Annotated in this window: 23 protein-coding genes and 1 pseudogene; 14 read left to right on the top strand and 10 right to left on the bottom strand. The window is 65.0% G+C overall.

Annotated features, from left to right (window positions below):
- A pseudogene (locus CYD53_RS30765) lies at positions 1 to 170 on the bottom strand (cystathionine gamma-synthase); the annotation flags it as partial.
- On the opposite strand from CYD53_RS30765, the gene CYD53_RS22835 reads away from it, so the two are divergent.
- Positions 169 to 777 (top strand): Lrp/AsnC family transcriptional regulator, encoded by a 609-nt coding sequence (locus CYD53_RS22835; protein WP_245928385.1) that lies wholly within the window; start codon positions 169 to 171, stop codon positions 775 to 777. The pseudogene CYD53_RS30765 and the gene CYD53_RS22835 overlap by 2 nt on opposite strands.
- 469 nt (positions 778 to 1,246) lie before the next feature.
- Here CYD53_RS22835 and CYD53_RS22830 read toward each other — a convergent pair whose 3' ends face one another.
- Positions 1,247 to 1,852 carry a TetR/AcrR family transcriptional regulator gene (locus tag CYD53_RS22830; protein WP_103720382.1) on the bottom strand — a complete coding sequence of 202 codons (606 nt, stop codon included), beginning with the start codon at positions 1,850 to 1,852 and terminating at the stop codon, positions 1,247 to 1,249.
- Between the two features lie 108 nt (positions 1,853 to 1,960).
- Here CYD53_RS22830 and CYD53_RS22825 point away from each other — a divergent pair, with 108 nt between their 5' ends.
- Positions 1,961 to 2,920 (top strand): DUF3313 domain-containing protein, encoded by a 960-nt coding sequence (locus CYD53_RS22825; protein ID WP_245928383.1) that lies wholly within the window; start codon positions 1,961 to 1,963, stop codon positions 2,918 to 2,920.
- Positions 2,921 to 2,934: 14 nt separating this feature from the next.
- On the opposite strand, the gene ypfJ is transcribed toward CYD53_RS22825, so the two are convergent.
- Positions 2,935 to 3,819 (bottom strand): KPN_02809 family neutral zinc metallopeptidase, encoded by an 885-nt coding sequence (gene ypfJ, locus CYD53_RS22820; RefSeq protein ID WP_103720380.1) that lies wholly within the window; start codon positions 3,817 to 3,819, stop codon positions 2,935 to 2,937.
- 140 nt (positions 3,820 to 3,959) lie between these two features.
- Between ypfJ and CYD53_RS22815 the strand changes: the two genes are divergently transcribed.
- Positions 3,960 to 4,265 (top strand): type II toxin-antitoxin system RelB/DinJ family antitoxin, encoded by a 306-nt coding sequence (locus CYD53_RS22815; RefSeq protein WP_103720379.1) that lies wholly within the window; start codon positions 3,960 to 3,962, stop codon positions 4,263 to 4,265.
- On the top strand, positions 4,262 to 4,498 hold the full coding sequence (locus CYD53_RS22810; RefSeq protein ID WP_103720378.1) for a type II toxin-antitoxin system RelE/ParE family toxin: 237 nt from the start codon (positions 4,262 to 4,264) through the stop codon (positions 4,496 to 4,498). Before CYD53_RS22815 ends, CYD53_RS22810 begins: the two co-directional genes overlap by 4 nt.
- Before the next feature lie 88 nt (positions 4,499 to 4,586).
- Here the strand turns inward: CYD53_RS22810 and cydB are convergent, their stop codons facing one another.
- From cydB to CYD53_RS22795, 3 genes are all read right to left on the bottom strand, one after another.
- Positions 4,587 to 5,591 carry a cytochrome d ubiquinol oxidase subunit II gene (cydB, locus tag CYD53_RS22805; protein ID WP_103720377.1) on the bottom strand — a complete coding sequence of 335 codons (1,005 nt, stop codon included), beginning with the start codon at positions 5,589 to 5,591 and terminating at the stop codon, positions 4,587 to 4,589.
- Between the two features lie 13 nt (positions 5,592 to 5,604).
- Positions 5,605 to 7,035: a cytochrome ubiquinol oxidase subunit I gene (locus CYD53_RS22800; protein ID WP_103720376.1), complete on the bottom strand. Its 1,431-nt coding sequence runs from the start codon at positions 7,033 to 7,035 to the stop codon at positions 5,605 to 5,607.
- 200 nt (positions 7,036 to 7,235) lie between these two features.
- Entirely contained in the window at positions 7,236 to 8,048 is an 813-nt protein-coding gene (locus CYD53_RS22795) for a uracil-DNA glycosylase (RefSeq protein WP_103720375.1), read from the bottom strand.
- 212 nt (positions 8,049 to 8,260) lie between these two features.
- Between CYD53_RS22795 and CYD53_RS22790 the strand changes: the two genes are divergently transcribed.
- A complete protein-coding gene (locus CYD53_RS22790; RefSeq protein WP_245928382.1) occupies positions 8,261 to 9,940 on the top strand; it encodes an electron transfer flavoprotein-ubiquinone oxidoreductase in 1,680 nt (559 codons plus the stop codon).
- A 179-nt stretch (positions 9,941 to 10,119) separates the two neighbouring features.
- On the opposite strand, the gene CYD53_RS30400 is transcribed toward CYD53_RS22790, so the two are convergent.
- Positions 10,120 to 10,266: a hypothetical protein gene (locus CYD53_RS30400; RefSeq protein WP_181011984.1), complete on the bottom strand. Its 147-nt coding sequence runs from the start codon at positions 10,264 to 10,266 to the stop codon at positions 10,120 to 10,122.
- 238 nt (positions 10,267 to 10,504) lie between these two features.
- Here CYD53_RS30400 and CYD53_RS22785 point away from each other — a divergent pair, with 238 nt between their 5' ends.
- The 3 genes from CYD53_RS22785 (at position 10,505) to CYD53_RS22775 (ending at position 13,836) form a co-directional block, all read left to right on the top strand.
- Positions 10,505 to 12,280, top strand: coding sequence for a tetratricopeptide repeat protein (locus CYD53_RS22785; protein WP_103720374.1), 1,776 nt, complete (start codon positions 10,505 to 10,507; stop codon positions 12,278 to 12,280).
- 33 nt (positions 12,281 to 12,313) lie between these two features.
- Complete coding sequence (locus CYD53_RS22780; protein WP_103720373.1) at positions 12,314 to 13,189, top strand: 4-(cytidine 5'-diphospho)-2-C-methyl-D-erythritol kinase; 876 nt, start codon at positions 12,314 to 12,316, stop codon at positions 13,187 to 13,189.
- Between the two features lie 131 nt (positions 13,190 to 13,320).
- A complete protein-coding gene (locus CYD53_RS22775; RefSeq protein WP_146055979.1) occupies positions 13,321 to 13,836 on the top strand; it encodes a hypothetical protein in 516 nt (171 codons plus the stop codon).
- Between the two features lie 305 nt (positions 13,837 to 14,141).
- Here CYD53_RS22775 and CYD53_RS22770 read toward each other — a convergent pair whose 3' ends face one another.
- Positions 14,142 to 15,182, bottom strand: coding sequence for a polyprenyl synthetase family protein (locus CYD53_RS22770; RefSeq protein WP_103720371.1), 1,041 nt, complete (start codon positions 15,180 to 15,182; stop codon positions 14,142 to 14,144).
- Between the two features lie 166 nt (positions 15,183 to 15,348).
- On the opposite strand from CYD53_RS22770, the gene CYD53_RS22765 reads away from it, so the two are divergent.
- Positions 15,349 to 15,573: a putative signal transducing protein gene (locus CYD53_RS22765; RefSeq protein ID WP_103720370.1), complete on the top strand. Its 225-nt coding sequence runs from the start codon at positions 15,349 to 15,351 to the stop codon at positions 15,571 to 15,573.
- Positions 15,566 to 16,351 carry a tRNA1(Val) (adenine(37)-N6)-methyltransferase gene (locus CYD53_RS22760; RefSeq protein ID WP_103720369.1) on the top strand — a complete coding sequence of 262 codons (786 nt, stop codon included), beginning with the start codon at positions 15,566 to 15,568 and terminating at the stop codon, positions 16,349 to 16,351. Before CYD53_RS22765 ends, CYD53_RS22760 begins: the two co-directional genes overlap by 8 nt.
- Here CYD53_RS22760 and CYD53_RS22755 read toward each other — a convergent pair.
- Both CYD53_RS22755 and CYD53_RS22750 read right to left on the bottom strand, forming a co-directional pair.
- Positions 16,345 to 16,659 (bottom strand): hypothetical protein, encoded by a 315-nt coding sequence (locus CYD53_RS22755; RefSeq protein WP_103720368.1) that lies wholly within the window; start codon positions 16,657 to 16,659, stop codon positions 16,345 to 16,347. The two genes, CYD53_RS22760 and CYD53_RS22755, sit on opposite strands and share 7 nt — an antisense overlap.
- A gap of 156 nt (positions 16,660 to 16,815) precedes the next feature.
- Positions 16,816 to 17,103 carry a hypothetical protein gene (locus tag CYD53_RS22750; RefSeq protein WP_103720367.1) on the bottom strand — a complete coding sequence of 96 codons (288 nt, stop codon included), beginning with the start codon at positions 17,101 to 17,103 and terminating at the stop codon, positions 16,816 to 16,818.
- Between the two features lie 336 nt (positions 17,104 to 17,439).
- Here CYD53_RS22750 and CYD53_RS22745 point away from each other — a divergent pair, with 336 nt between their 5' ends.
- The 4 genes from CYD53_RS22745 (at position 17,440) to CYD53_RS22735 (ending at position 22,653) form a co-directional block, all read left to right on the top strand.
- Positions 17,440 to 18,342, top strand: coding sequence for a glycine--tRNA ligase subunit alpha (locus tag CYD53_RS22745; protein ID WP_425428334.1), 903 nt, complete (start codon positions 17,440 to 17,442; stop codon positions 18,340 to 18,342).
- The gene (gene glyS, locus CYD53_RS22740; RefSeq protein ID WP_103720366.1) at positions 18,342 to 20,687 is read left to right on the top strand and encodes a glycine--tRNA ligase subunit beta; all 2,346 of its coding nucleotides are present in this window, start codon (positions 18,342 to 18,344) and stop codon (positions 20,685 to 20,687) included. The genes CYD53_RS22745 and glyS overlap by 1 nt, the downstream gene beginning before the upstream one ends.
- A 312-nt stretch (positions 20,688 to 20,999) precedes the next feature.
- Positions 21,000 to 21,161 carry a Thivi_2564 family membrane protein gene (locus tag CYD53_RS30395; RefSeq protein WP_181011983.1) on the top strand — a complete coding sequence of 54 codons (162 nt, stop codon included), beginning with the start codon at positions 21,000 to 21,002 and terminating at the stop codon, positions 21,159 to 21,161.
- Positions 21,162 to 21,390: 229 nt separating this feature from the next.
- The gene (locus CYD53_RS22735) at positions 21,391 to 22,653 is read left to right on the top strand and encodes a GTP cyclohydrolase II (protein WP_103720365.1); all 1,263 of its coding nucleotides are present in this window, start codon (positions 21,391 to 21,393) and stop codon (positions 22,651 to 22,653) included.
- Positions 22,654 to 22,658: the final 5 nt, after the last annotated feature.

Genomic DNA, 22,658 nt, shown 5'->3' with positions numbered 1-22,658 from the left:
GTCTCGTTGTCGGGGCGGCCATAGACGAAGCCCGAGGAATAGGCGTTGTCCTCGTCACGGATATAGGTCGTGGCGATATGGATCGGGGTAACCACCCCCTTGGTCAGCGGGTCGATCTTGCCCATGGCCTGCGCGGCGAGAGAGCGGGGATGGAGCGAGCGCTTGGACATGATCGCTTTCCGATGCCCTGCTCAGATCCGGCCCATCCGGTTCCTGCTGTCGGGGCTGGCGATCATCCTGCTCGAAAACGCGTGGTCATTTTCGCGTATTTTGGCTAGCTATCGACTGATTCAGTCACTCTACGAGAGACAGATGGCGAAAACAGTCGACCTCGATCGTTTCGATCATGCGCTGCTGCGGGAGGTGCAGATCGATAATCAGACCCCGGCGCGCATCCTGGCGGAGCGGGTCGGCTTGTCTCAGAGTGCGGTGCTCCGGCGATTGCGCCGCCTACGTGCCGAACGGATCATCACAGCCGACATCTCGATCGTGAGTCCGGAAATCCTCGGCGTGCCCGTCACAGTGCATGTCCTTGTGTCAATCGATCACGGCTCGCGAACATTTGGTGAGTTTTCCCGTAAGATTCAGGCTCGTTCTGAAGTCAAACAGGCATCATACGTGACTGGAGGAGCCGATTTTGTTCTGCATTTACAGGTTGAGAGCATGGCAGCCTATGCCGCCTTCGCCCGCGACGTCTTCCATGATGATCCGAACGTTTCAGAGTATCATACTTACATTGCGATGCGCGAAGTGGTTGGTTCGACATCGAAACGATAGGAGTGCGCTGTCTGAGGCGCGAGAGCCCGTGCCGGCTATCGATCGCGTCACCGCTAACCAACGCTATGCATCCCGATAGAATCCGAGGGTTCGCCCTGGCATGAGCGTCGGCCATGCATCGGCTCATATGCCAGCACTGAACTGAACCGCGACGCCCTCCCAGGCCGTCGACCGTTCCCGCCGTCTCCTTCGCCCATGACACGCTTCAGGGTGATCCTGGCGCGCTCGATATGGTGCACGACGCCGATCGGCGCGCCCGGCTCGATGCTGCAAGCGCGATCGAACGCGGCTTCCCCCACATCTTCCTGGCGAGGCCGATAACGCAAGGCGATCATCCGCGGCGGTGTCGAGATCGTGGGCAGGCAGGGGCGCGCATCGTACCGCGTGCCGGCCGGCAGGGAGCCGATGAGTGCTTGTTGCGGACAGGGGCGGGCGGCAGGTCCGCGTCGCCTTCGATTTGGATTTCAGTTCACTTAGTGCAACGAGTCTCCAGCTTCAGCCGATCGAAGGCTTCTACCACGCAATCTGAGAGCTTTATCTCGTTCCCGTCTCGAAGCCAAGTGTAAGTGGCAAAGCGAATCGCGCCAGAAGACAATATAGAAACAAATAATAGCCGATCGTGCGACTCTTTGGCGGGCCACAACGCCGAAAGACCTTTCATGATAGCCTTTTCAAGATTGATTTCGTTCGCGCGATTTTTGCTCTGAAGCGCTGCGTTGTTTCTCATGATTTTTGCGATCGCGAGCGTTCTCTCCGCGTCGAAGCGCGTCAGGTTTGAAAGGATCGCCTTGCGCACGACCTCCAGGGCGGGCTCGTCAGGGGAGCTTCGGGCAATCGATTCGGCAATCATCTCATAATATTCGCGCAAGTGAGAGAACAGGATCTCGTCCTTGCTGTCGAAATAATTGAACAGGTTTCTCCTGGAAATGCCGGCAGAGTGAGCGATTTCGTCGAGCGTCGTGGTGTCATATCCGTTCTCAAGAAACAGGCGGATGCTGACATCGGTTATGTGCTCGTATTTTTCGCGGCGATTGCGTTCGCGAAGGCCTTCCGGCTTGGTAGATTCTTGTCGCATGTCTGCCTCAACTCGATATTTCGCCCATATTGATATGGCCGACGCAGCGCAAAAAATCGGGACAACCGAGGTTCTAAGCCGATCGGCGCAATCGCCGTCGACACAAAGATGCCTCAATTAAATTGCACTCAGTGCAGTAATAACTCAATGAGATCCCTTCAGGGGCTGTCCGGATCCACTGTCGCGGCCTGCGGCGCAAACCATTCGGTTGGGAAAAGCGTGACCATGCGGAGAAATCCTCTGATTGCCTTCATTGGAATGGCCGGTGCCCTGCTTGGAGGCTGCGCAACCGGCTCGTTGGAGCAGGCCGGGTCGCTTCAATCATATGACAGTTTGGTGCAATCGGATGGTTTGTTGACGCGCTCGAAGCTGCGCGTCGACAAAACGAGCGTGACAAGGGCCCGTACAGTCAAGATCGTCCCGACCGCTTTCTCGGTTTCCTCGACGCAGCCGAGCCTGACACCCGCGCAACGGAGCCTGGTCGCGAATGCGATCGATCGCGCCATGTGCGGCGGCCTGAGCGAGCGTTTCGTGGTGGTCACCCCGTCCGAGCCTGCCGATCTCACGGTCCGCGCCCTCGTGACCCAGGTCGCGCCGACGGATGTCGTTTCGGCGGGGGTCTCTCGCGGCGCCTCGGTTGCGAAGTCGATTCTCCTGCCTGGAGTTCCTGTCCCGCTCCCGCGCATCCCCGTGGGAATGGGAAGCATTTCGCTCGAGGCGGAGGCTCGCGACGCCCATGGCAAGCAGCAGGCGGCGATGGTCTGGGGGCGTGGCGCAAATGCTTTCCTGACCTCGGCCCGGTTGAGCGAGGAGAGCGACGCTTACACGCTGGCGAGCGATTTCGGTTCCGATTTCAGCAAGATGCTCGTCACCGGCGAGACGCCGTTCGGCAAGGCGCCGACATTTCCGTCCTTCGAACAGATCGGCGCGCAGCTTGGGGGCGACGCGAAATACGCCGCTTGCCGGGCCTTCGGCCCGTCGCCAGGGCTTATCGGCCTGGTCGGCGGCAGCGTCGGCGTGCCGCCGAGCTGGACGGATAAAGGAGCCGTCGTTGCCGTTGAACGATAGGGCGAGAGCGCCTGCTAGAGCTGGTTCGTCCTGAACGTATCGCAGCTCTGCATCGAGCCCGAGCGCAGGCCGGTGGTGAACCAGCGCGTGCGCTGCGCCGAGGAGCCATGGGTGAAGGAATCGGGCACGACGACACCCTGCGAGGCCTTCTGCAGCTTGTCGTCGCCGATCGCGGCAGCGGTCTTCATCGCCTCGTCGACGTCGCTCTGGTCGATCCGGCCCATCGCCTGGATGTTGTTGGCCCAGACACCGGCAAAGCAATCCGCCTGCAATTCGATGCGCACCGAGATCGCGTTGGCGTCACGCTCCGAGGAGCGCTCGCGCAACTGGTTCGCCTTGGGCAGGATGCCGATCAGGTTCTGGACGTGGTGGCCGACCTCATGGCCGATGACATAGGCATAGGCGAAATCGCCGCCGCCGCCGAGCTTGCGCTGCATCTCCTGGAAGAAGGAGAGGTCGAGATAGACCTTCTTGTCCGGCGGGCAATAGAACGGTCCCATCGCAGCCTGAGCGGTGCCGCAGCCGGAGCGGTCGACGCCGGAATAGAGCACCAGGCGCGGCACCTGGTAGCGCGTATTCGCCTGCTGCGGCAGCACCTTGGTCCAGACGTCCTCGTTCTGGGCCAGCACGGCCGAGACGAAGCGGCCCATCTCGTCCGAGGGCGGGCCCGAGGATTTCCGCGTTTCCTGGGTCGGGGCGCTGCGCCCGCCGATGCCGCCGATCAGTTCCGCTCCGCCGATCAGCAGGCGCGGATCGATGCCGAGCGCCCAGCCGACCAGGCCGAGCACGACCATGGTGCCGATGCCGATGCCGCCGCGCCCGCCGGGCAGGCCGGCATAGGTGCCGCCGCCACGCCTGTCCTCGACATTCTCGGACTGGCGATAATCTTCCCATTGCATGGCAGGCACTCCGCTCTCTCGGCCGCCAATCTCTGCGAGCGGGGCCAGAAACTCAAGTCGTCTTGCGGCGGAGGGTTCCGTCTCGGTTTGGAGATGTCAATCAATTGCATTACAGTGTCGGCCGGAACTGAGAGGTGATCATGGCAGCAAGCGATCTTGTTCAGGCCCGCATCGATCCACGTGTGAAGGAACGGGCAGCGGCCGTCTTGCAGGAGGCGGGTTTGACCGTCTCGGACGCGGTGCGGATCCTGCTGACCAGAACCGCCAATGAGGGCGCGCTGCCCCTGGAATTGATCGACCCGGCCCGGCACGAGGCATGGTTCCGCGCGAAGGTGCTCGAGGCGCTCGCCGATACCGGCCCTGCGACGGATCATGCCGAGGTCAAGGCTCGCTTTGCCGAAAAGCGCCGGGCGGCCCTGGCGCGGACATTGGCGGCCAAGGCGTGAAGCTCGAATGGAGCGCGCTCGCAATAGCCGATCGCGAGCGCATCTTCGACTATGTCGCAACCGACAATCCGCGTGCCGCCGTCGCGCTCGACGAGCGCATCGAGCAGCATGTGGAGGTGCTGCCGGCCTTTCCGGAGAGCGGCCGCCCCGGCCGTGTCGAGGGAACGCGCGAACTCATCATCGGCGGCACGCCCTATATCGCAGCCTACCGTATCGGCAGCGGAGTGATCTGAATCCTGCGCATCCTGCATATGTCGCAGCTCTGGCCGGACGTGTTGCCCTGAGCGAGCACCATGGCGGCGTGTGACCCACCCCGGCCGGTCAATGATAGCCGCCGTCGAGCTTCACCTTGCCGCGGAAGGTCCAGTAGACGAAGGCCGTGTAGAACAGGATCATCGGCAGCAGGAAACTCACCCCGATCAAGACGAAGACATGCGAGGCGGGCGCTGCCGCCACGTCCCAGATCGTCAGGCCCGGCGGTACGAGATAGGGATAGTTCGAGATCGCGAGGCCGAGGAAGCAGAGCACGAAGATCGCGATGGTGAAGGCGAACGGCGTGAATTCGTGCTGGCCGTGCAGCCGCTTCCAGACCATCCAGCCGCAAAAGGCGGTGAGCAGCGGGAAGGGCCAGAGCAGGGCGAAGTTGGCGGGCGTGAACCAGCGCTCGGCGATGCGCGGATGGGCGTAGGGCGTCCAGAGCGAGACCAGGACCGCGAAGGCCATCAGGCCGAGCAGCAGCAGCTTCGCCTGGGACCGGGCCCGCTCGGCGACCGCGCCTTCGGTCTTGTAGACCAGCCAGGTCGCGCCGAGCAGCGCGTAGCCGACGACGACTCCCGCTCCGCACATCACGGAGAACGGCGTCAGCCAGTCGAAGGGCCTGCCGGCGAACTGCCCGTTCGCCACCGTGATGCCCTGGATCAAACCGCCGAGGATCAGCCCCTGCGCGAAGGCGGCGATGGTCGAGCCGAGCCAGAAGGCGAGGTCCCAGATGCGGTGCTTCGGCTTGGCGACCCAGCGGAACTCGAAGGCGACGCCGCGGAAGATCAGCGCCAGCAGCATCAGGATCACCGGGATGTAGAAGGCCGGCATGATGATGGCGTAGGCCTTGGGGAAAGCGACCCACAGCCCGCCGCCGCCCAGAACCAGCCAGGTCTCGTTGCCGTCCCAGAAGGGAGCGACCGAGTTCATCATCTGGTCGCGTTCGGTCTCGTCCTTCGTCGCGGGAAACAGGATCGCGATGCCGAGGTCGAAACCGTCGAGCACGACATAGAGCATCACGGCGGTGCCGATCAGCCCGGCCCAGATCACGGGGAGATACCATTCCATTGTCGGTCTCTCCTCAGCTCTGGGGTTGGATTTTGTCGTCGCCGGGACGGCCGTCGCCGAACAGGTCCGAGGCCGGTCCCTGCGCAGCCTTGAGTGTGCGCCTGGACGGCTGCTCCGGCGCGTCCTTGTCGCCGATCTCGTCGGGTCCCTTGTCGATCAGCCGGTTGATCAGCAGGATTCCGGCCGTGAACACCACGCAGTAGACGCAGACGAACAGCGCCAGCGAGATCGCGACCTCCAGCGTCGTGATCGGCGAGACCGCGTCCTTGGAGCGGATCACCCCCGTCGCCAGCCAGGGCTGGCGGCCGACCTCGGTGACGAACCAGCCCGACAGGATCGCGATGAACCCTGCCGGCCAGCTATGTTGCGCGAGCCAGAGCCAGCGCCGCTCCTCGAAGATCCGGCCCTTCCACCACAGAAAGGCGCCGAGCCAGCCGAAGCCGATCATCAGCACGCCGATGCCGACCATGGCGCGGAAGGCGAAGAAGGGAATCTTGACCGGCGGCCTGTCCTCAAGCGCGAAATCGTTGAGGCTGGGAAAGAGCGCATCCATGCTGCCATGGGTCAAAAGGCTCGCCAGGCCGGGAATCGAGATCTCGAAGCGGTTGAGGCCGGCCTGCTCGTCGGGCCAGGCGAACAGCACGAGTGGGGCGGGTTTCGCGGAATCCCAATGCGCCTCGATCGCGGCGAGCTTGGCCGGCTGATATTTGGCGGTCTGCTTGCCGTGGAAATCGCCGATCAGCGCCTGCACCGGGGCGGTGATGGCGATCATCAGGATCGCCATGCGCACCATGGTCTTGGCCGATTCGGTGCGGTGGCCCGCCATCAGATGGCGCGCGCCCGTCGCCAGCACGACGAAAGCGGTGGTCAGATAGGCCGCCGTCATCATGTGCATGTAGCGCAGCGGGAAGGTCGGGTTGAAGACGATCTGCATCCAGTCGAGCGGGTAGGCGATGCCGTCGCGCATCTCGTGGCCAGCCGGATACTGCATCCAGCTATTGGCCGAGAGGATCCAGAAGCCCGACAATGCCGTGCCGCCGGCGACGATGATGGCCGAGAGAAAATGCAGCCAGGGCGGCACGCGCTTCCAGCCGAACAGCATCACACCCAGGAAAGATGCTTCCAGGAAGAAGGCGGTCAGCACCTCATAGCCGATCAAGGGGCCGATGACGTTGCCGACGACGAGCGAGAACCGGCTCCAATTGGTGCCGAACTGGTAGGACAGCACGATGCCGGAGACCACCCCCATGGCAAAGGAGACGGCGAAGATCTTGGTCCAGAACCGCGCCAGCAGATGAAATTTTTGGTCGCCGGTCTTGAGCCAGAGGCCCAGCAGCGTCGCGATATAGGCCGAGAGCCCGATCGTGAAGGCGGGAAAGACGATGTGGAAGGAAATGGTGAAGGCGAACTGGATGCGCGAGAGCAGAAAGGCGTCGATCGTCATCACAGGGCTCCGTCCGGCTTCGCCGCGAAAAGCGGGTTGTACGACTTCGCCGAAACAGCATCGCCGCCAAAGGTGACATTAGTCAAACCGGCGGTGGATTTCTGCGGCCGGTAGTGCCGCAGGACGTTATGTCCAAGGGGGCAGGGCCAGGGGTGTCAGATCCAGGGGCGTCAGGTCCATGGGCATCAGGTCCATGGGCATCAGGTCTTGGCGTCGAGCGCGGCCTTCAGCGCCCGCAGGTCGCGCCAGGCCAGGCGCTTCTGCAAGGGTTGGCGCAGCAGATAAGCCGGATGCAGCGTCGCCATGGCGCGGATGCGCCGCGTGCCGGTATCGTATTCCAGCCATTTGCCGCGCGATGCGAGGATGCCGGTGAGGCCGAGCAGTCCCTGCGCCGAGGGCGCGCCGATGCAGACCAGGATATCGGGGTTCGCGAGCTGAATCTGGCGCTGGATGAAGGGCAGGCAGATCGCGACCTCCTGCGGCGTCGGCGTGCGGTTGCCCGGCGGCCGCCAGGGCAGGAGATTGGCGATATAGACATGCTCCTTCCGGTTGAGGCCGATCGCGGCCAGCATCCGGTCGAGCAATTGCCCGGAGCGTCCGACGAAGGGCAGGCCGATGCGGTCCTCGTCGGCGCCCGGCGCCTCGCCGACCAGCATCAAACGGGCGGCCGGATTGCCGTCGGAAAAGACCAGGTTCTTGGCGGTGGCCTTCAGCGCGCAGCCCTCGAATTGCGCGAGCGCCTCCTTCAAGGCATCGAGCGTCATGGCCTGCTGCGCCATCGTCCTGGCGGTGAGGGCGGCGTCGTCCGGGGCGGTCGCAGTCGCGGGCAGGGCCTGTCGAGCTGCTGCCGCTGCGGTTGCGCGCACGAGCTGCGGCGGGGCGGGGCGCACTGCCGCCGGCTGCGGCGCCTCCATGAAATGGTTGTGCGGCGTCTCGTCGAGCGCCTCGGTGACGCCCATCTCGGCGTACCAGGCGAGAAGTTCAACAGGATCTGGCGCGGCAGTGGACATCATCGCTGATGTTCTAGCACGCTCATCTGCGTCTTCGCGAGCCGCCGCAGTTGCAAATTGGAACGCACGCTTCGATAGAGGGGGTCCAGACTGATGCCATGTCTGTCTTGAGTGCCATGCCTGTCTTGCGCCATGCGCGGCTTGAACGGGCAGGCGATATGGTTCACATATAAACTAACTGGCTTCGAGCCAGTCGAAGGCCTCCGGAGGGCAGGATGGATCTCAAGGAAGCGCAGAGCGAACCGCGCGAGAGCATGGACTATGACGTCGTCATCGTCGGCGCCGGTCCAGCCGGCCTTGCCGCCGCCATCCGCCTGAAGCAGCTCGACGAGACGATCTCCGTCGTGGTGGTCGAGAAGGGCGCCGAAGTCGGCGCTCACATCCTGTCGGGCGCCGTGATCGATCCGGTCGGCCTGGACGCGCTCCTGCCTGATTGGCGCCAGGACGAGGGCCGCCCGCTGACGACTGAGGTCAGCGAGGACATCTTCTATTTCCTGACCGAGCCCAACGGCATCCGCCTGCCCAATTTCGGCATGCCGAAGCTGATGAACAACCACGGCAACTTCGTCGGTTCGCTCGGTCTTGTGGCAAAATATCTTGCGGCACAGGCCGAGGCGCTCGGCGTCGAGATCTATCCGGGCTTCGCCGCGGCCGAATTGCTGTTCAACGAGGATGGCTCGGTCGCCGGCGTCGCCACCGGCGACATGGGCATCGCCAAGGACGGCACGGTCTCGGAGCGCTTTACGCGCGGCATGGAACTGCGCGGCCGCTACACGCTGCTCGGCGAGGGCGCGCGCGGCTCGCTCTCCAAGATCGCCATCCGCAAGTTCGGGCTCGATGAGGGGCGCGAACCGCAGAAATACGGCATCGGCCTGAAGGAGATCTGGCAGGTCAAGCCGGAGAAGTTCGTCAAGGGCCGGGTGCAGCACTCCTTCGGCTGGCCGCTCGACAATGGCACCGGCGGCGGCTCCTTCCTCTATCATTTCGACGACAACCTGGTCACCGTCGGCTTCGTCGTCCATCTCAACTACACCAACCCGACGCTCTCGCCCTTCGACGAGTTCCAGCGCTTCAAGACCCATCCGCTGATTCGCGATCTCTTCGACGGCGCCAAGCGCCTGTCCTACGGTTCGCGTGCCATCACCGAGGGCGGCTTCCAGTCGGTGCCGAAGCTCACCTTCCCGGGCGGGGCGCTGGTCGGCTGCGCGGCCGGCTTCGTCAACGTACCGCGCATCAAGGGCAGCCATAACGCCATCCTCTCGGGCATGCAGGCGGCCGAGCATCTGGTGCCCGCTTTGGCGGCCGGCCGTTCGCATGACGAGGTGGTCGAGATCGAGGCGGGCTGGCGCGACAGCGCCATCGGGCGCGACCTCAAGCCGGTGCGCAACGTCAAGCCGCTCTGGTCGAAATACGGCACGCTTCTGGGCATCGGGCTGGGCGGCATCGACATGTGGCTGAACCAGCTCCTCGGTTGGTCGCCCTTCGGCACGCTCAAGCACGGCAAGCCGGATTACGCGACGCTGAAGCCTCTCGCCGAGGTCAAGCCGATCGTCTACCCCAAGCCCGACGGCAAGATTTCGTTCGACAAGCTGTCATCGGTCTTCCTGTCCTCGACCAATCATGAGGAAGACCAGCCGGCGCATCTGAAGCTGACCGACCCCTCGATCCCGATCGCCAGGAACCTGCCTGTCTATGGCGAGCCGGCGCGGCTTTACTGCCCGGCCGGCGTCTATGAGGTGGTCTACAGGGATGCCGAGGCGAAGACCGAGCCGCGCTTCGTGATCAACGCGCAGAACTGCGTCCACTGCAAGACCTGCGACATCAAGGACCCGGCCCAGAACATCACCTGGACGGTGCCCGAGGGCGGCGGCGGGCCGGGCTACTCGAATATGTAAGCCTTGGGGAACATGTAAGCCTTGGGGAATATGTAAGCCTTGGGGAATATGTAAGTCTTGGGGAATATGTAGGTCTTGGGCCTGTGAGCCCGGGCCGGCGCAAACCGCCGGCATGGATGACGAAAAAAGGCGCGCCGCTTTCACGGCGCGCCTTTTCTGTGTCGGGCGATGTCGCCGACTCAGCCCTTGCGGACGACGCTCGGAGCCGGCTTGGTGGGCTCTGGCTGCGCGCAGCCGGCGGCGAAGCCTGCCAGCAGGGCGACGGCGGCAATGCTCAAAACGATCTTCTTCATTTGAATGATCCCAGGTGAATCGTCGCGGAACATGCGAACGCTTCTGTCCTAGCCTTAAATTCCTGAGGCTTGGACACTGAAAACTGCGCGAACGTTGCGGCGCAGCATGCTTCTGTCGGATTGTTGCATCGCTGCTACGGATTCGGCCTAGCAGCGCTGCGATGGCTTGCCCGTCCGCCCGGAAACCGCCATCTTGAAGGCTTAAGCGAAGTGGTCCCGGTCGCGCTGATGTATGGCCCCGCGTGACATACAGGCTGCGGACCGAGGGAGAATGACAATCGTGACGTTTCGATTGAGGGGCCGCGGCCCGAGCACGGCGGTTGCCCTGGTGTTTTTTCTCGCATTGCAGGCCGGTGCCTCGGCTCAAGGGGCGGCTGCGACGCGTACGACGGAACAGCTGGAGCCCGCCGACAGCCTGGAAGGCAATTACCTGGCCGCGATCGTCGCGGGTGCCGGGCGCGATCTCGGCGCGGCCTCGGTCTATCTGCGCGAGGCGATCAAGGGCGATCCGCTGAACAATGATCTGCTGGAGCGCGGCTTCGTCGCCTTCCTGGCCGATGGTGCGATGAGCGACGCCTTCCGCGCCGCCGACAAGCTGATCCAGCGCGATCCCAGCAACGGCCTGGCCCAGCTCGCGGTCGGCATTCGCGCGATCAAGCAGAAGAGCTACCAGACCGCGCGCGGCCATCTCCAGCGCGGCGGCCGCGGCCGCGCCGCCGACATCACCGCGACCTTGCTCTCGGCCTGGGCCTATGCCGGCTCCGGACAAACCAACAAGGCGCTCGAGACGCTCGACCGGCTCAAGGGCGAGGCCTCCTACAACCTCTTCCGCGATTACCATGCCGGCCTGATCCTCGATATCGCCGGGCGCAAGGTCGACGCGGAGAAGCGCCTGAAGAGCGCCTATGACGCGGAAAAGACGACGCTGCGCCTGGTCGATCTCTGGGCCCGCCTGCAGGCGCGCAACGGCAATTATGACGGCGCCGCCGCGACCTATGGCGAATTCGACCGCCTCCTGCCCAATCATCCCATCGTCCGGGACGGGCTTGCGCGGGTTGCTGCGCGCGAGCCGCTCGCCCGCCAGGTCGGCACCGCCCAGCAGGGCGCGGCCGAAGTGCTCTATGGCCTCGCCAGCGCCGGCAACCGCCAGGGTGACGAGGCCGCCGCGCTGCTCTATCTGCGTCTGGCCATCTATCTCGACCCCAGCCATGATCTGGCGATCCTGACGCTCGGGGACATCCTGGAACGCTCGAAGCAGCCCGAGGATGCTGTCGCGGTCTACGACAAGATGCCGGCGACCTCGCCGCTGCGGCCCAACGCCGAGATTCAGGCGGGGCTGGCGCTGGAGGCGCTCGGCAAATCCGAGGAATCGATCAAGCATCTGCAGGCGCTGATCACGGAGCGGCCCGACGATGTCGATGCGCTCTCGGCGCTCGGCAATGTCTACCGCACCCGCAAGCTCTTCACCGAGGCCGCCGAGACCTACGACAAGGCCATCGCCAAGCTCGCGGTTCCCGGGCGGGCGAACTGGGATCTGTTCTATTTCCGCGGCATCGCGCGCGAGCGCATCAAGCGCTGGCCCGAGGCCGAGGCGGATCTGCGCAAGGCGCTGGAGCTGATGCCGGAGCCGCTTGGCCGCGAGCGCGCGCTGGTGCTGAACTATCTCGGCTATTCGCTGGTCGATCAGCATCTCAAGCTCGACGAGGCGCTCAACATGCTGCGCCGCGCCGTCGAGCTCAGGCCGCGCGACGGCTACATCACCGATTCGCTAGGCTGGGCCTATTACCGGCTGGGACGCTATGACGATGCGGCGCGCGAGCTTGAACGCGCCATGGAATTGCGCCCCTCCGATCCGGTGATCAACGACCATCTCGGCGATGTCTATTGGCGCACCGGCCGCAAGCTGGAGGCGACCTTCCAGTGGAATGCGGCCCGCGACCTCGGCCCGGAGCCTGAAGATCTGGTCAAGATCAAGCAGAAGATCGAGCGCGGCCTGGAGGATTCCCCCTCCGCCAACGCCGCCGAGCCGAAGAAGGACGGCGGCTGAGTTCCAGCCGCCATCAACCCCTCCGGACTTGCCATGTCGGCCGCGCTGACGACCCGTGCTCGCGCCAAGGTCAATCTGAGCCTGAAGGTGCTCGGCCGACGGGCTGACGGCTATCACGAGCTCGAAAGCCTGGTCGCCTTCGCCGGCGTCGGCGATGAACTGACGCTCGAACCCGGGGCGGAGCTCGGCCTGAGCATTGGCGGTCCGCTTGGTGGCGGGCTCGAAGCCGGTGAGCGCAACCTCGTCCTGCGCGCCGCCCGCGCGCTTGCCGATGAAGCTGGCCCGCTGCGCTGGGGCCGCTTCCACCTCGTCAAGCGCCTGCCAGTGGCATCGGGCATCGGCGGCGGTTCGGCCGATGCAGCAGGCGCGCTGCGCCTGCTGGCGCGCCTGAACGGAATGTCGCGTGGCGAACCGGCTTTGCTGCGTGCAGCGGCCAGGGTCGGCGCCGATGTGCCGGTTTGCCTCGATTCGCGGGCACGATTGATGGCCGGCATCGGCGAGCGCCTCGGCGAGCCCTTGCGCCTGCCGCCGCTCTTCGCCGTGCTGGTCAATCCGGGCGTGCCGGTCGAGACGGCGGCGGTGTTTCGCGAGCTTGGGCTCCAACGGGGGCAGGATTTGTCGCCTGCCGGCGCCATGCCGGATCTCGCGCTGCCTTCCGTCAATGCGTTGGTCGCCATGCTGGAAGGCAGCGGCAACGATCTCGAAGCGCCGGCGCGGCGCGTGGCTCCGGTTCTCGGCGACGTACTTGCCGGGCTGGCGGCCTTGCCCGGCTGCCGGCTCGCCCGCATGTCGGGCTCGGGCGCGACCTGCTTTGCCCTGTTCGTTGATTGCCGGGCCAGCGCCGCAGCCGCCAAGGCGCTGCAGAAGAGCCGCCCGGGCTGGTGGGTCAAGGCGACTATATTGCGGTGAAGGGAGAGTTATTGAGTTAGTGCCGATGTGTGTAGTTTCGGCTTCGCTCCGAACATGCTTATCGTAAATTTATCGTACAAATATGAGTGGAAGATGGTGCTCATGGTATAGTATTTGTTTTGGGGTTCGTCGTGTTGATATCCGCTTTTCTCGCCCTTTGTGCCTATATTTTCATGGCCTTATTACTGTTTGGCGGCATTTTCGCTCCGGTCGGGTTCTTGACGATTTGGTCCGGCCGTCTTGGGCCGGGGTACTGGCCATGGCTAATGGCCCTCGCGCTAGCCATCTCGTCATCGGTATATCTTCCGCCGCTTCGCGAGCGGATCGGCCGACATTTTCGTGCTCCCCTTTTTATCGCAAGCTCAATGGCATTCTCGGTGTTGTTGGTCGGCGCTTACGCAGACGCCAGGCGGCAAAAATCTATCGCGGCGTTTTCGCCCACTCACGTTTTGCAGCACTCGTTTTTTCGGTCCATTCGCTCGGCGCCTCAAGAATTCCAGTTCTACCTGCATGCGGCGGCTTTGAAGGACTGCACTCCCTATGCTTGGAGCTATCGGGAGATGGCCTTTTACGTCCTGAAGCCGAGCGTTGCAGTAAACGTCCTGCCATGGGCGTGGCTGGAGATGTGCTCGATCCGGCGCCCCTGAGCCTCCGCGCCAGACCTGCCTATTCTCCTCGCGCCGCTGCAGACGAGCCAGCCGGGCTGGTGGGTCAAGCCGACCGTGCGGCGTTGACCGCCGCGTGGCGTCAGCCGCCGCGCGACAATCCGGCGTGGCTCACGGCCGCCACCGCGACTCGCGGGCGCGAGCGATAGGCCAGCCAGGAAGCCGCAGGCGGCGGCTAACATCGGCCAGAGCCCTGCACAACGGCCCGCTTGCCGGTGACCTCGATCAGATGGGTGCTGACTGCTGGGTGAAGCCGCGGCTGGGAAGCGTCGCACGGCAAGGGCGTTTCAGTGCGCCCGTGAAACGCAGAAATCGACGGTCTCGTTCAGCGCCTGCTTCATCGGGGAGGCGGGGAACAGGCCGAGCGCGTCCTTGGCCATCTTGGCGTAATGCTCGGCGCGCTCGATCGTGTCGTCGAGCGCGCGATGGCGACGCATGATGCTTTGGGCCTCTTCGAGATCGCCCTCGTTGATCTCGCCGTTCTGGAGCGTGCGGCGCCAGAAGGCGCGCTCGGTGTCGGTGCCGCGCCGGAAGGAGAGCACCACCGGCAAGGTGATCTTGCCTTCGCGGAAATCGTCGCCGGTGTTCTTGCCGAGCTTGGAGGCGACGCCGCCATAGTCGAGCGCATCGTCGATAAGCTGGAAGGCGATGCCAAGATTGAGGCCGTAGCTGCGGCAGGCGGCGGCATTGGCCTTGCCGGCCTCGGCGATGACGGGGCCGACCTCGCAGGCGGCGGCGAAGAGCTCCGCCGTCTTGCCGCGAATCACGGCGAGGTACTCGTCCTCGGTCGTCTCGGTATTCTTGGCGACGGAGAGCTGCAGCACCTCGCCCTCGGCGATCACGGCGGCGGCGGTGGAGAGGATATCGAGGGCGCGCAACGAGCCGACCTCGACCATCATCTTGAAGGCCTGGCCGAGTAGGAAATCGCCGACGAGCACGCTCGCCTCATTGCCCCAGAGCATGCGGGCGGCGAGCTTGCCGCGGCGCATGTCGCTCTGGTCGACGACATCGTCATGCAGCAATGTCGCGGTGTGCATGAACTCGACCGAGGCCGCGAGCTTGACATGGCCTTCGCCGCGATAATCGCACAGTGCCGCCGTCGCCAGCGTCAGCATCGGGCGCAGGCGCTTGCCGCCCGACGAGATCAGGTGGTTGGCGACCTCCGGGATCATGGTGACGTCGGAGCCGGTGCGCGACAGGATCATCGCGTTGACGCGCTCCATATCGGCGCGGGTCAGGCCGACCAGGGTCTCGATCCGGGCCTTGCCCGCATCCTGACCGGGTCCCTGGCTCGCTTCCTTGTCTTCGAACGCAACGACGACGCCCATCTCAATCACTCCGGCCGACTTGCGCAGATCGCGGCGCGCTGATGCCTTGCCACAACCGTCGCATGGGTGACCAGCCCCCGCAATTCGGCAATGACGCCGCACCTGGACGCCGCACCTGCGCAAGCGAGGGCTTGCGCGCGGGCCCCGGCTTCGGCTCCATGCGCCCATGCATGAACTCGTCCGCACCAACGATATCGTCCTGCTCGGAGCCATCGAGGCGCTGCTGGCTTCGGCCAATCTCGACTGCCTGATCGCCGATCAGCATATCAGCGCGCTGGAAGGCATGATCGGCGCCTTCCAGCGCCGGCTCCTGGTGCGCGAGGCCGACAAGATGCGGGCGCGGGCGCTGCTGATCGAGGCCGGCTTCGGCGCGGAACTGCGCGATGGCTGAATCGCAACCGGCCTCATTGCTAGGCGAGATCGGCGAGGACCGCCTGCTCGATGGCCGCCTGATCCTGCGCCAGCCGAAAAAGGGCCATCGCGCCGGCAGCGACGCGATCCTGCTCGCGGCGGCCTTGCCTGAGCTGGGCGAGGGGCCTCTGCTCGACATGGGCGCGGGCGTCGGCACGGTCGGGCTTGCTGCCGCCCTGGCGCAGCCGCAGCTACGGGTGGTGCTGGCCGAGCGCGATCCGGAGCTTGCGGCCCTGGCGTGCGCCAACATTGCCCGCAACGGCCTCGATGGCCGCGTCGCGGCGCTGGCTGTGGATATCACCGCCCCAGCCGCCGCCGTGACCGAGGCCGGCCTGGTCCCGGCGAGCTTCGCTTGTGTCGCGATGAACCCGCCCTTCTACGCGGCGCGGGAGACGAAGGTCTCGCCGGTCCCGAATCGGCGCGCCGCCCATGTCGTCGAGGGCGGGCTGGGAGACTGGCTGAAGGCAGCGCGCCGTTTGCTCCGGCCTGGTGGGAGGATCGCGATCATCCACCGCGCCGAGGCGCTGGCCGAAATTCTGGCCGGGCTCGCGACGGGCTTCGGCGGGCTGGAGATCCGGCCGGTCCATGCGCTGGCCGACCGGCCGGCGGTGCGCGTCCTCGTTACGGCCGTGCTGAACAGCAAAAAGCCGGCAGCGTTGCTGCCGGCCTTCATTCTCAACCGCCCCGAGGGCGGCTTCACTGAAGCGAGCGAAGCCCTGCATCGCGGATATGCGATGCTAGGTCACCGCGCTCAGTAGAAGTAGCGCGGGCCGTAATAGACCGGCGGCGGCGGATAGAGCGGCGGGCCGTAGAAGCGCGGGCCGTAGTAGCGCCGGGGCCCGTAATAGCGCGGCGGTCCGTAGTAGCGGCGCGGTCCATAATAGCGGCGCGGGCCGTAATAATACTGTGCCTGCTGAATCTGGGCGCCATCGACCTCGGCGGTCCCAGCCAGGGCAGGCTGGGTGGCTCCCGTCGCGATGGGGGCAGCCATGGCCGGGGCGGCTGCGAAGGACAAGCCGCCGAGCGTGGCCGCCGTCGCGATACCGAATGCGAGTTTGCGAAACATGATCCGATCCTCTTCAATTCGGCGCCAGCAGCCCCTGCCGCATGGTCGGTCGCCGTCTTCGAATGAAAGGGTACTGCGTTGGAGCTGAACGGCACAAAACCGCGTCGTTCAGCCTGTTTTCATCCTGCGGCCAGAGAACGGCCACATTTCGGCGGCTCAGCGGCAGACGCGCACGGGGCGGACGACCCAGCCATAGCCGGTCCAGACGCGCCTGTTGGTGAAGAAGCAGCGCGGGCGATAGACCGGGCGGCCGTAGTAGCGGCGCGGTCCATAGTAGCGGCGTGGGCCGTAATACTGCGCCTGCTGGACGAGATCGCTTTGCGAGGGCATGGTTTGCGCCGTACCTGCCGAGACAGGAGCGGCCATCGCCGGTGCGACCGTGAAGGCTGCGACGATGAGGCCAAGCGCGCCGAACAGCGCAGCGACGATACGGGATGACGGCATGGGCTTCTCCTACCAGACAGCCCGCCGGTTCGACATCAAGCGCTCGCCCCGAACGCCGCGAACCCTACGGGCGAAAAAATCCTAGCTCCTCCTGCATGAACGAAAGCTGTCTGTCGAGGTTCCAGCGCCATGCGGGGGCGGCGCAACGGATTCGATAGCCAGATCGGTGCAGGCCAGAAAATTTTAGCCTGCGAATCCGTCTTTCGCCAATGAGTTAGGTCAAAACCCGCTCGAAAACCGCATTCCACTTTCCCGGATCATGGTCTATGCACGCGCCGATCCACGATCTTTCGGAAGGCCCAAGCCTTGGCTGTTTCTGCCACTCTGCCCGATGCGATGAACCCGACCCGCTCCTTCCAGGGGCTGCTGCTGACCCTGCAGCGCTTCTGGGCCGAGCGCGGCTGCGTCATCCTCCAGCCCTATGACATGGAGGTCGGCGCCGGCACCTCCCATCCCGGCACGATGCTGCGCTCGCTGGGCCCCAGGCCCTGGCGCGCGGCCTATGTCCAGCCCTCGCGCCGGCCCAAGGATGGCCGCTATGGCGAGAACCCGAACCGGCTGCAGCATTACTATCAGTTCCAGGTCATCCTGAAGCCGAACCCGCCGAACCTGCAGGAGCTCTATCTGCAGTCGCTCGAGGCGATCGGCATCGACATGAAGCTGCACGATATCCGCTTCGTCGAGGATGATTGGGAGAACCCGACGCTCGGCGCCTGGGGGCTGGGCTGGGAATGCTGGTGCGACGGCATGGAAGTGAGCCAGTTCACCTATTTCCAGCAGGTCGCCGGCATCGAATGCGCGCCCGTCTCGGGCGAGTTGACCTATGGCCTCGAGCGCCTCGCCTGCTATCTGCAGAATGTCGAGAGCATCATGGAGCTCAATTTCAACGGGCTCGAAGGCGATGAGAAGGTCAGCTATCGCGAGGTCTTCCTCCAGGCCGAGCAGGAATATTCGCGCTATAATTTCGAACATGCCGATACAGCCGCCTTGTTCCGGCGCTTCGCCGAGGCCGAGGCCGAATGCCGGGCGCTGCTCGAAAAGGGCGAGAGCGGCGAGCGCCATCTCATGGTCCAGCCGGCCTATGACCAGTGCCTCAAGGCCGGCCACAGCTTCAACCTGCTCGATGCGCGCGGCGTGATCTCGGTCACCGAGCGCCAGAGCTACATCCTGCGTGTCCGCGAACTGGCGAAAGCCTGCGGCGCCGCCTGGCTGAAGACCGCCGGCGGGGGAGCGAACTAATGCCTGATCTCCTGCTCGAACTCTTCTCCGAAGAGATCCCCGCCCGCATGCAGCGCAAGGCGGCCGAGGACCTGCGGAAACTCGTCACCGATGCGCTGGTCGAGCGCGGCCTTGTCTATGAGGGCGCGAAAGCCTTCGCCACGCCGCGCCGGCTCGCGCTCCACATCGCCGGCCTGCCGGTGCGCGGCCGCGATATCCGCGAGGAGCGCAAGGGTCCGCGCGTCGGCGCGCCGGAGGCCGCGATCCAGGGCTTCCTCAAGGCGGCCGGGCTTTCCTCGCTCGATCAGGCGACGATCATCAGCGATCCCAAGAAGGGCGACAGCTACGTCGCCATCATCGAGAAGCCGGGGCAGGAGACGGTTGCGGCCATCGCCGAGATCGTGCCCGCCGTGATCCGTGGCTTCCCCTGGCCGAAGTCGATGCGCTGGGGCGCCGCCTCCGCGGCTGGCGCGAGCTTGCGCTGGGTGCGCCCGCTGCATTCGATCCTCTGCACCTTCGGGGCCGAGACCGAGGAGCCGGAGGTGGTTCCCTTCGAGGTCGACGGCATCGTCTCCTCCAACATCACTTACGGCCACCGCTTCCACTCAGCCGGCGCGATTCCCATCAAGCGTTTCGACGATTACGTGCCGAGCCTGGAGAAGGCCAAGGTCGTGCTCGATGCCGACCGGCGCAAGGAGATCATCCTCAACGACGCCCGCACGCTCGCCTTCGCGCAGGGCCTCGAACTGGTCGAGGATGAGGGTTTGCTGGAGGAGGTCGCGGGGCTGGTCGAATGGCCGGTCGTGCTGATGGGCTCCTTCGAGGAGCGCTTCCTGGAGATTCCTGGCGAGGCGATCCGCGCCACCATCCGGGCCAACCAGAAATGCTTCGTGCTGCGCGATGCCGCGACCGGCGCGCTCGCCAACCGCTTCCTGCTGACCGCGAATCTCGTCGCCAGCGATGGCGGCAAGGTCATCACCGCCGGCAATGAGCGCGTCGTGCGCGCCCGCCTCTCCGACGCCGCCTATTTCTTCGCGACCGACAAGGGCGATCTGCCCGATCTCGACACGCTGGAGGAGAGCGCCGGGAAGCTCGGACTCGACCTCGCAAAGCCGCTCGACCAGCGCATGGCCAAGCTCGACAAGCTCGGCGTCGTCTTCCATGCAAAACTCGGCACGCAGGGCGAGCGCGTCCAGCGCATCGCGGCGCTGGCGCGCGAGCTTGCGCCGATCGTCGGGGCTGATCCGGACCTCGCCGAGCGCGCGGCCAAGCTCGCCAAGGCCGATCTGCCGACCGAAATGGTCGGCGAGTTCCCGGAATTGCAAGGTTTGATGGGCCGCAAATATGCGGAACTCCAGGGCGAGCACCCCAGCGTCTGCGCCGCGATCGAGGAGCATTACAAGCCGCTCGGCCCCTCCGACCGCGTCCCGACCGATCCGGTCTCGGCGGCTGTCGCACTTGCCGACAAGCTCGACACGCTGGTCGGCTTCTGGGCGATCGACGAGAAGCCGACGGGGAGCAAGGACCCCTATGCGCTGCGCAGAGCGGCGCTGGGGGTGATCAGGCTGGTGGTTGAGAATGGGGTGCGGCTGCCGCTGGTCGATGTCGTTAAAAATCGGGCAAAGGGCATTTTCGAAGCCGATTACCATTTCTCCAAATATACCTTCCTGTCGCAGCTCAACACGATGCGTGAGCTGTTCCGCGATGGCGAGGTTGCGGCGGAAGTTTTCTCCGATGATGAGCGCAAGATAATCGATGAGGCATATTATCGGGACGAGGATGCCGGAGTTGATACGGCGTACGGGATTCTTACCGATCGCTGTGCCGCGAATCTTCTCTCCTTTTTCCACGACCGCTTGAAGGTGATGCTCCGCGACCAGGGCGCGCGGCATGATCTGGTCGATGCCGTGCTGGGCGAGGGCGGCGGTTCAGACGACCTCCTGCTCATCACCCATCGCGTCGCGGCGCTGGCCCGCTTCCTCGAAACGCAGGACGGCAAGAGCCTGCTCGCCGGCTACAAGCGCGCCGCCAACATCCTCAAGGCCGAGGAGAAGAAGGACGGCGAGGGCGCCTTCTCCGGGGCGGCCGACCTGCAGTTGATCGCAGGCGCCGGCCTGATCGAGGAGAAAGCGCTGGCCGTTGCCTTGGCGAACGCCACGCCTGCAGCCGCCGCCGCGGTCGCGCAGGAAGACTATGAGGGCGCGATGGCGGCGCTCGCCGAATTGCGCCCGGCTGTCGACGCCTTCTTCGACCAGGTTACGGTCAACGATCCCGACCCCGCCTTGCGCGTCAACCGCCTGAAGCTGCTCAACCAGCTCCGCGAAGCGACCCGCGCCGTCGCGGATTTCGGGCGTATCGCAGGGTAGGGTGCGGGGAACCCCTCTCTCCTCGGGGGAGAAGGGGCGCGTCATTCTCGGGCGGAGCGAAGCGTAGACCCGGGAATCTCTGGAGAGAGATGCTCGGGTCTACGCCCGAGCATGACGTATACGGCCTCATTCCCGCGGAGCGGCCATCCGGAGGCGTGAGTGGAATGGGCACCTGCGGCCGGGCGCCCGGCCCCGGGCTCGGGAACCTATTCCCACACTGCGACGTTCTGTCATCGGGGCTGACGTGGCGCGAATGCGTCGTGGCACGGGCTCCGGGGGGCCAGTTTCCGGCCGCGACAAGGGACTTCACATATGTCTATCCTTATTTCGCTGCTCATCACGGTGCTCGTCATCGGCCTCGTGCTCTATCTCGTGCGCATGCTGCCGCTCGATGCGCAGATCAAGAACGTCGTCCAGATCATCGTCATCGTCATCGGCATCATCTCGCTGCTGCGCTACCTCGCTGTTTTCTGATCGCAACGCGTCATGCTCGGGCGCCGACCCGAGCATCTCCCGCGAGAGGTGCTCGGGCCTCTGCGGAGCCTGTCCTTGGGCCGGCCAAAGATTGAACCCGAGGGCCCCGGCCGGGAATGACGGCCCCGATTGACGCCGCGCTTGCGTTGAGCCACATTTTCATAGGTCCAGAGGGCCCCGGACGCATCGCGTCCCGGGGCCCTTTCCTATTTGCAGGGCGATACCCGCGATGAACTCGCAGAACCGCACGACCCATATCCGCCTGACCTCGCATCCCGAGCCCGGCAACGCCGCGACGCGCTTTCCCATCCGTTGGGGCGCTGAGAGCCCGGCCGAACGCGGCCCGATCATCGCCTCGACGACGGCGCCGGGAGACCGCAACGTCATCGGCGCCCATGGCGGCTCCTATTCGGTCTATCGCGCGCTCGCCATTTCGGCGCGCGCCATGAACCCCTCGCAGCGCCCGGACCTGACCAACACCTATCCGACAGCCGAGATCCCGCCGCAGCCGCAATGGTTCGCGCCCGGAAAGATCGTCTCGATGGACCCGTTCGGCCATCGCGTCGCGCAGGATTTCGGACAGCTGATCGGCGAGGGCATCGACATCCGTCCGACCATCGCCATCACCAAGGCCAGGCTCAATTTGCCCGAAATCCTCGCCGCAATGGCAGGGCACAGGCTCAGCCCCGACGAGCATATCCTGCACAGATCCGGCGATATCAGCGTCACCAAGATCGCGATCGACCCGGTCTGGCATCTGCCGGGCATCGCCGAACGCTTCGGCACCAGCGAGCAGGAGTTGCGCCGCACGCTCTTCGAGCAGACCGGCGGCATGTATCCGGAGCTGGTGACGCGGCCTGACCTGCGCGTCTTCCTGCCGCCGATCGGTTCGATCACCTGCTACATCATCGGCGAGGTCTCGGCGATCACCGATCCCAAGCGCAGCGTCGCCTGCCGCGTCCATGACGAGTGCAATGGCTCGGACGTCTTCGGCTCGGACATCTGCACCTGCCGGCCCTACCTCGTGCATGGCATCGAGGAGGCGGTGAAGGAGGCGCAGGGCGGTGGCGTCGGCCTGATCGTCTATAACCGCAAGGAAGGCCGGGCGCTGGGCGAGGTCACGAAGTTCCTCGTCTACAATGCCCGCAAGCGCCAGGAGGGCGGCGATTCCGCCGCGACCTATTTCGAGCGCACCGAATGCGTCGCCGGCGTCCAGGACGCCCGCTTCCAGCAATTGATGCCCGACGTGCTGCACTGGCTCGGCGTCACCAGGATCGACCGGCTGATGTCGATGTCGAACATGAAATACGACGCCATGGTCGAGAGCGGCATCGAGATCGGCGAGCGCGTCGCGATCCCGCCCGAACTCGTGCCGCCCGACGCCTCGGTCGAGATCGAGGCCAAGAAGGCGGCGGGCTATTACTCGCCCGACGGCGCGCCCGGCGACAACGCCCTGAAGGCGACCGTCGGCCGCGATCTCGACAAGTTCTGAGCCGC

It is taken from the genome of Allobosea psychrotolerans, assembly GCF_002917105.1.
GTDB lineage: Bacteria > Pseudomonadota > Alphaproteobacteria > Rhizobiales > Beijerinckiaceae > Allobosea > Allobosea psychrotolerans.
Note: the sequence above shows the minus strand (reverse complement) of the source record. Positions and strands in the feature narration are given on the sequence as shown.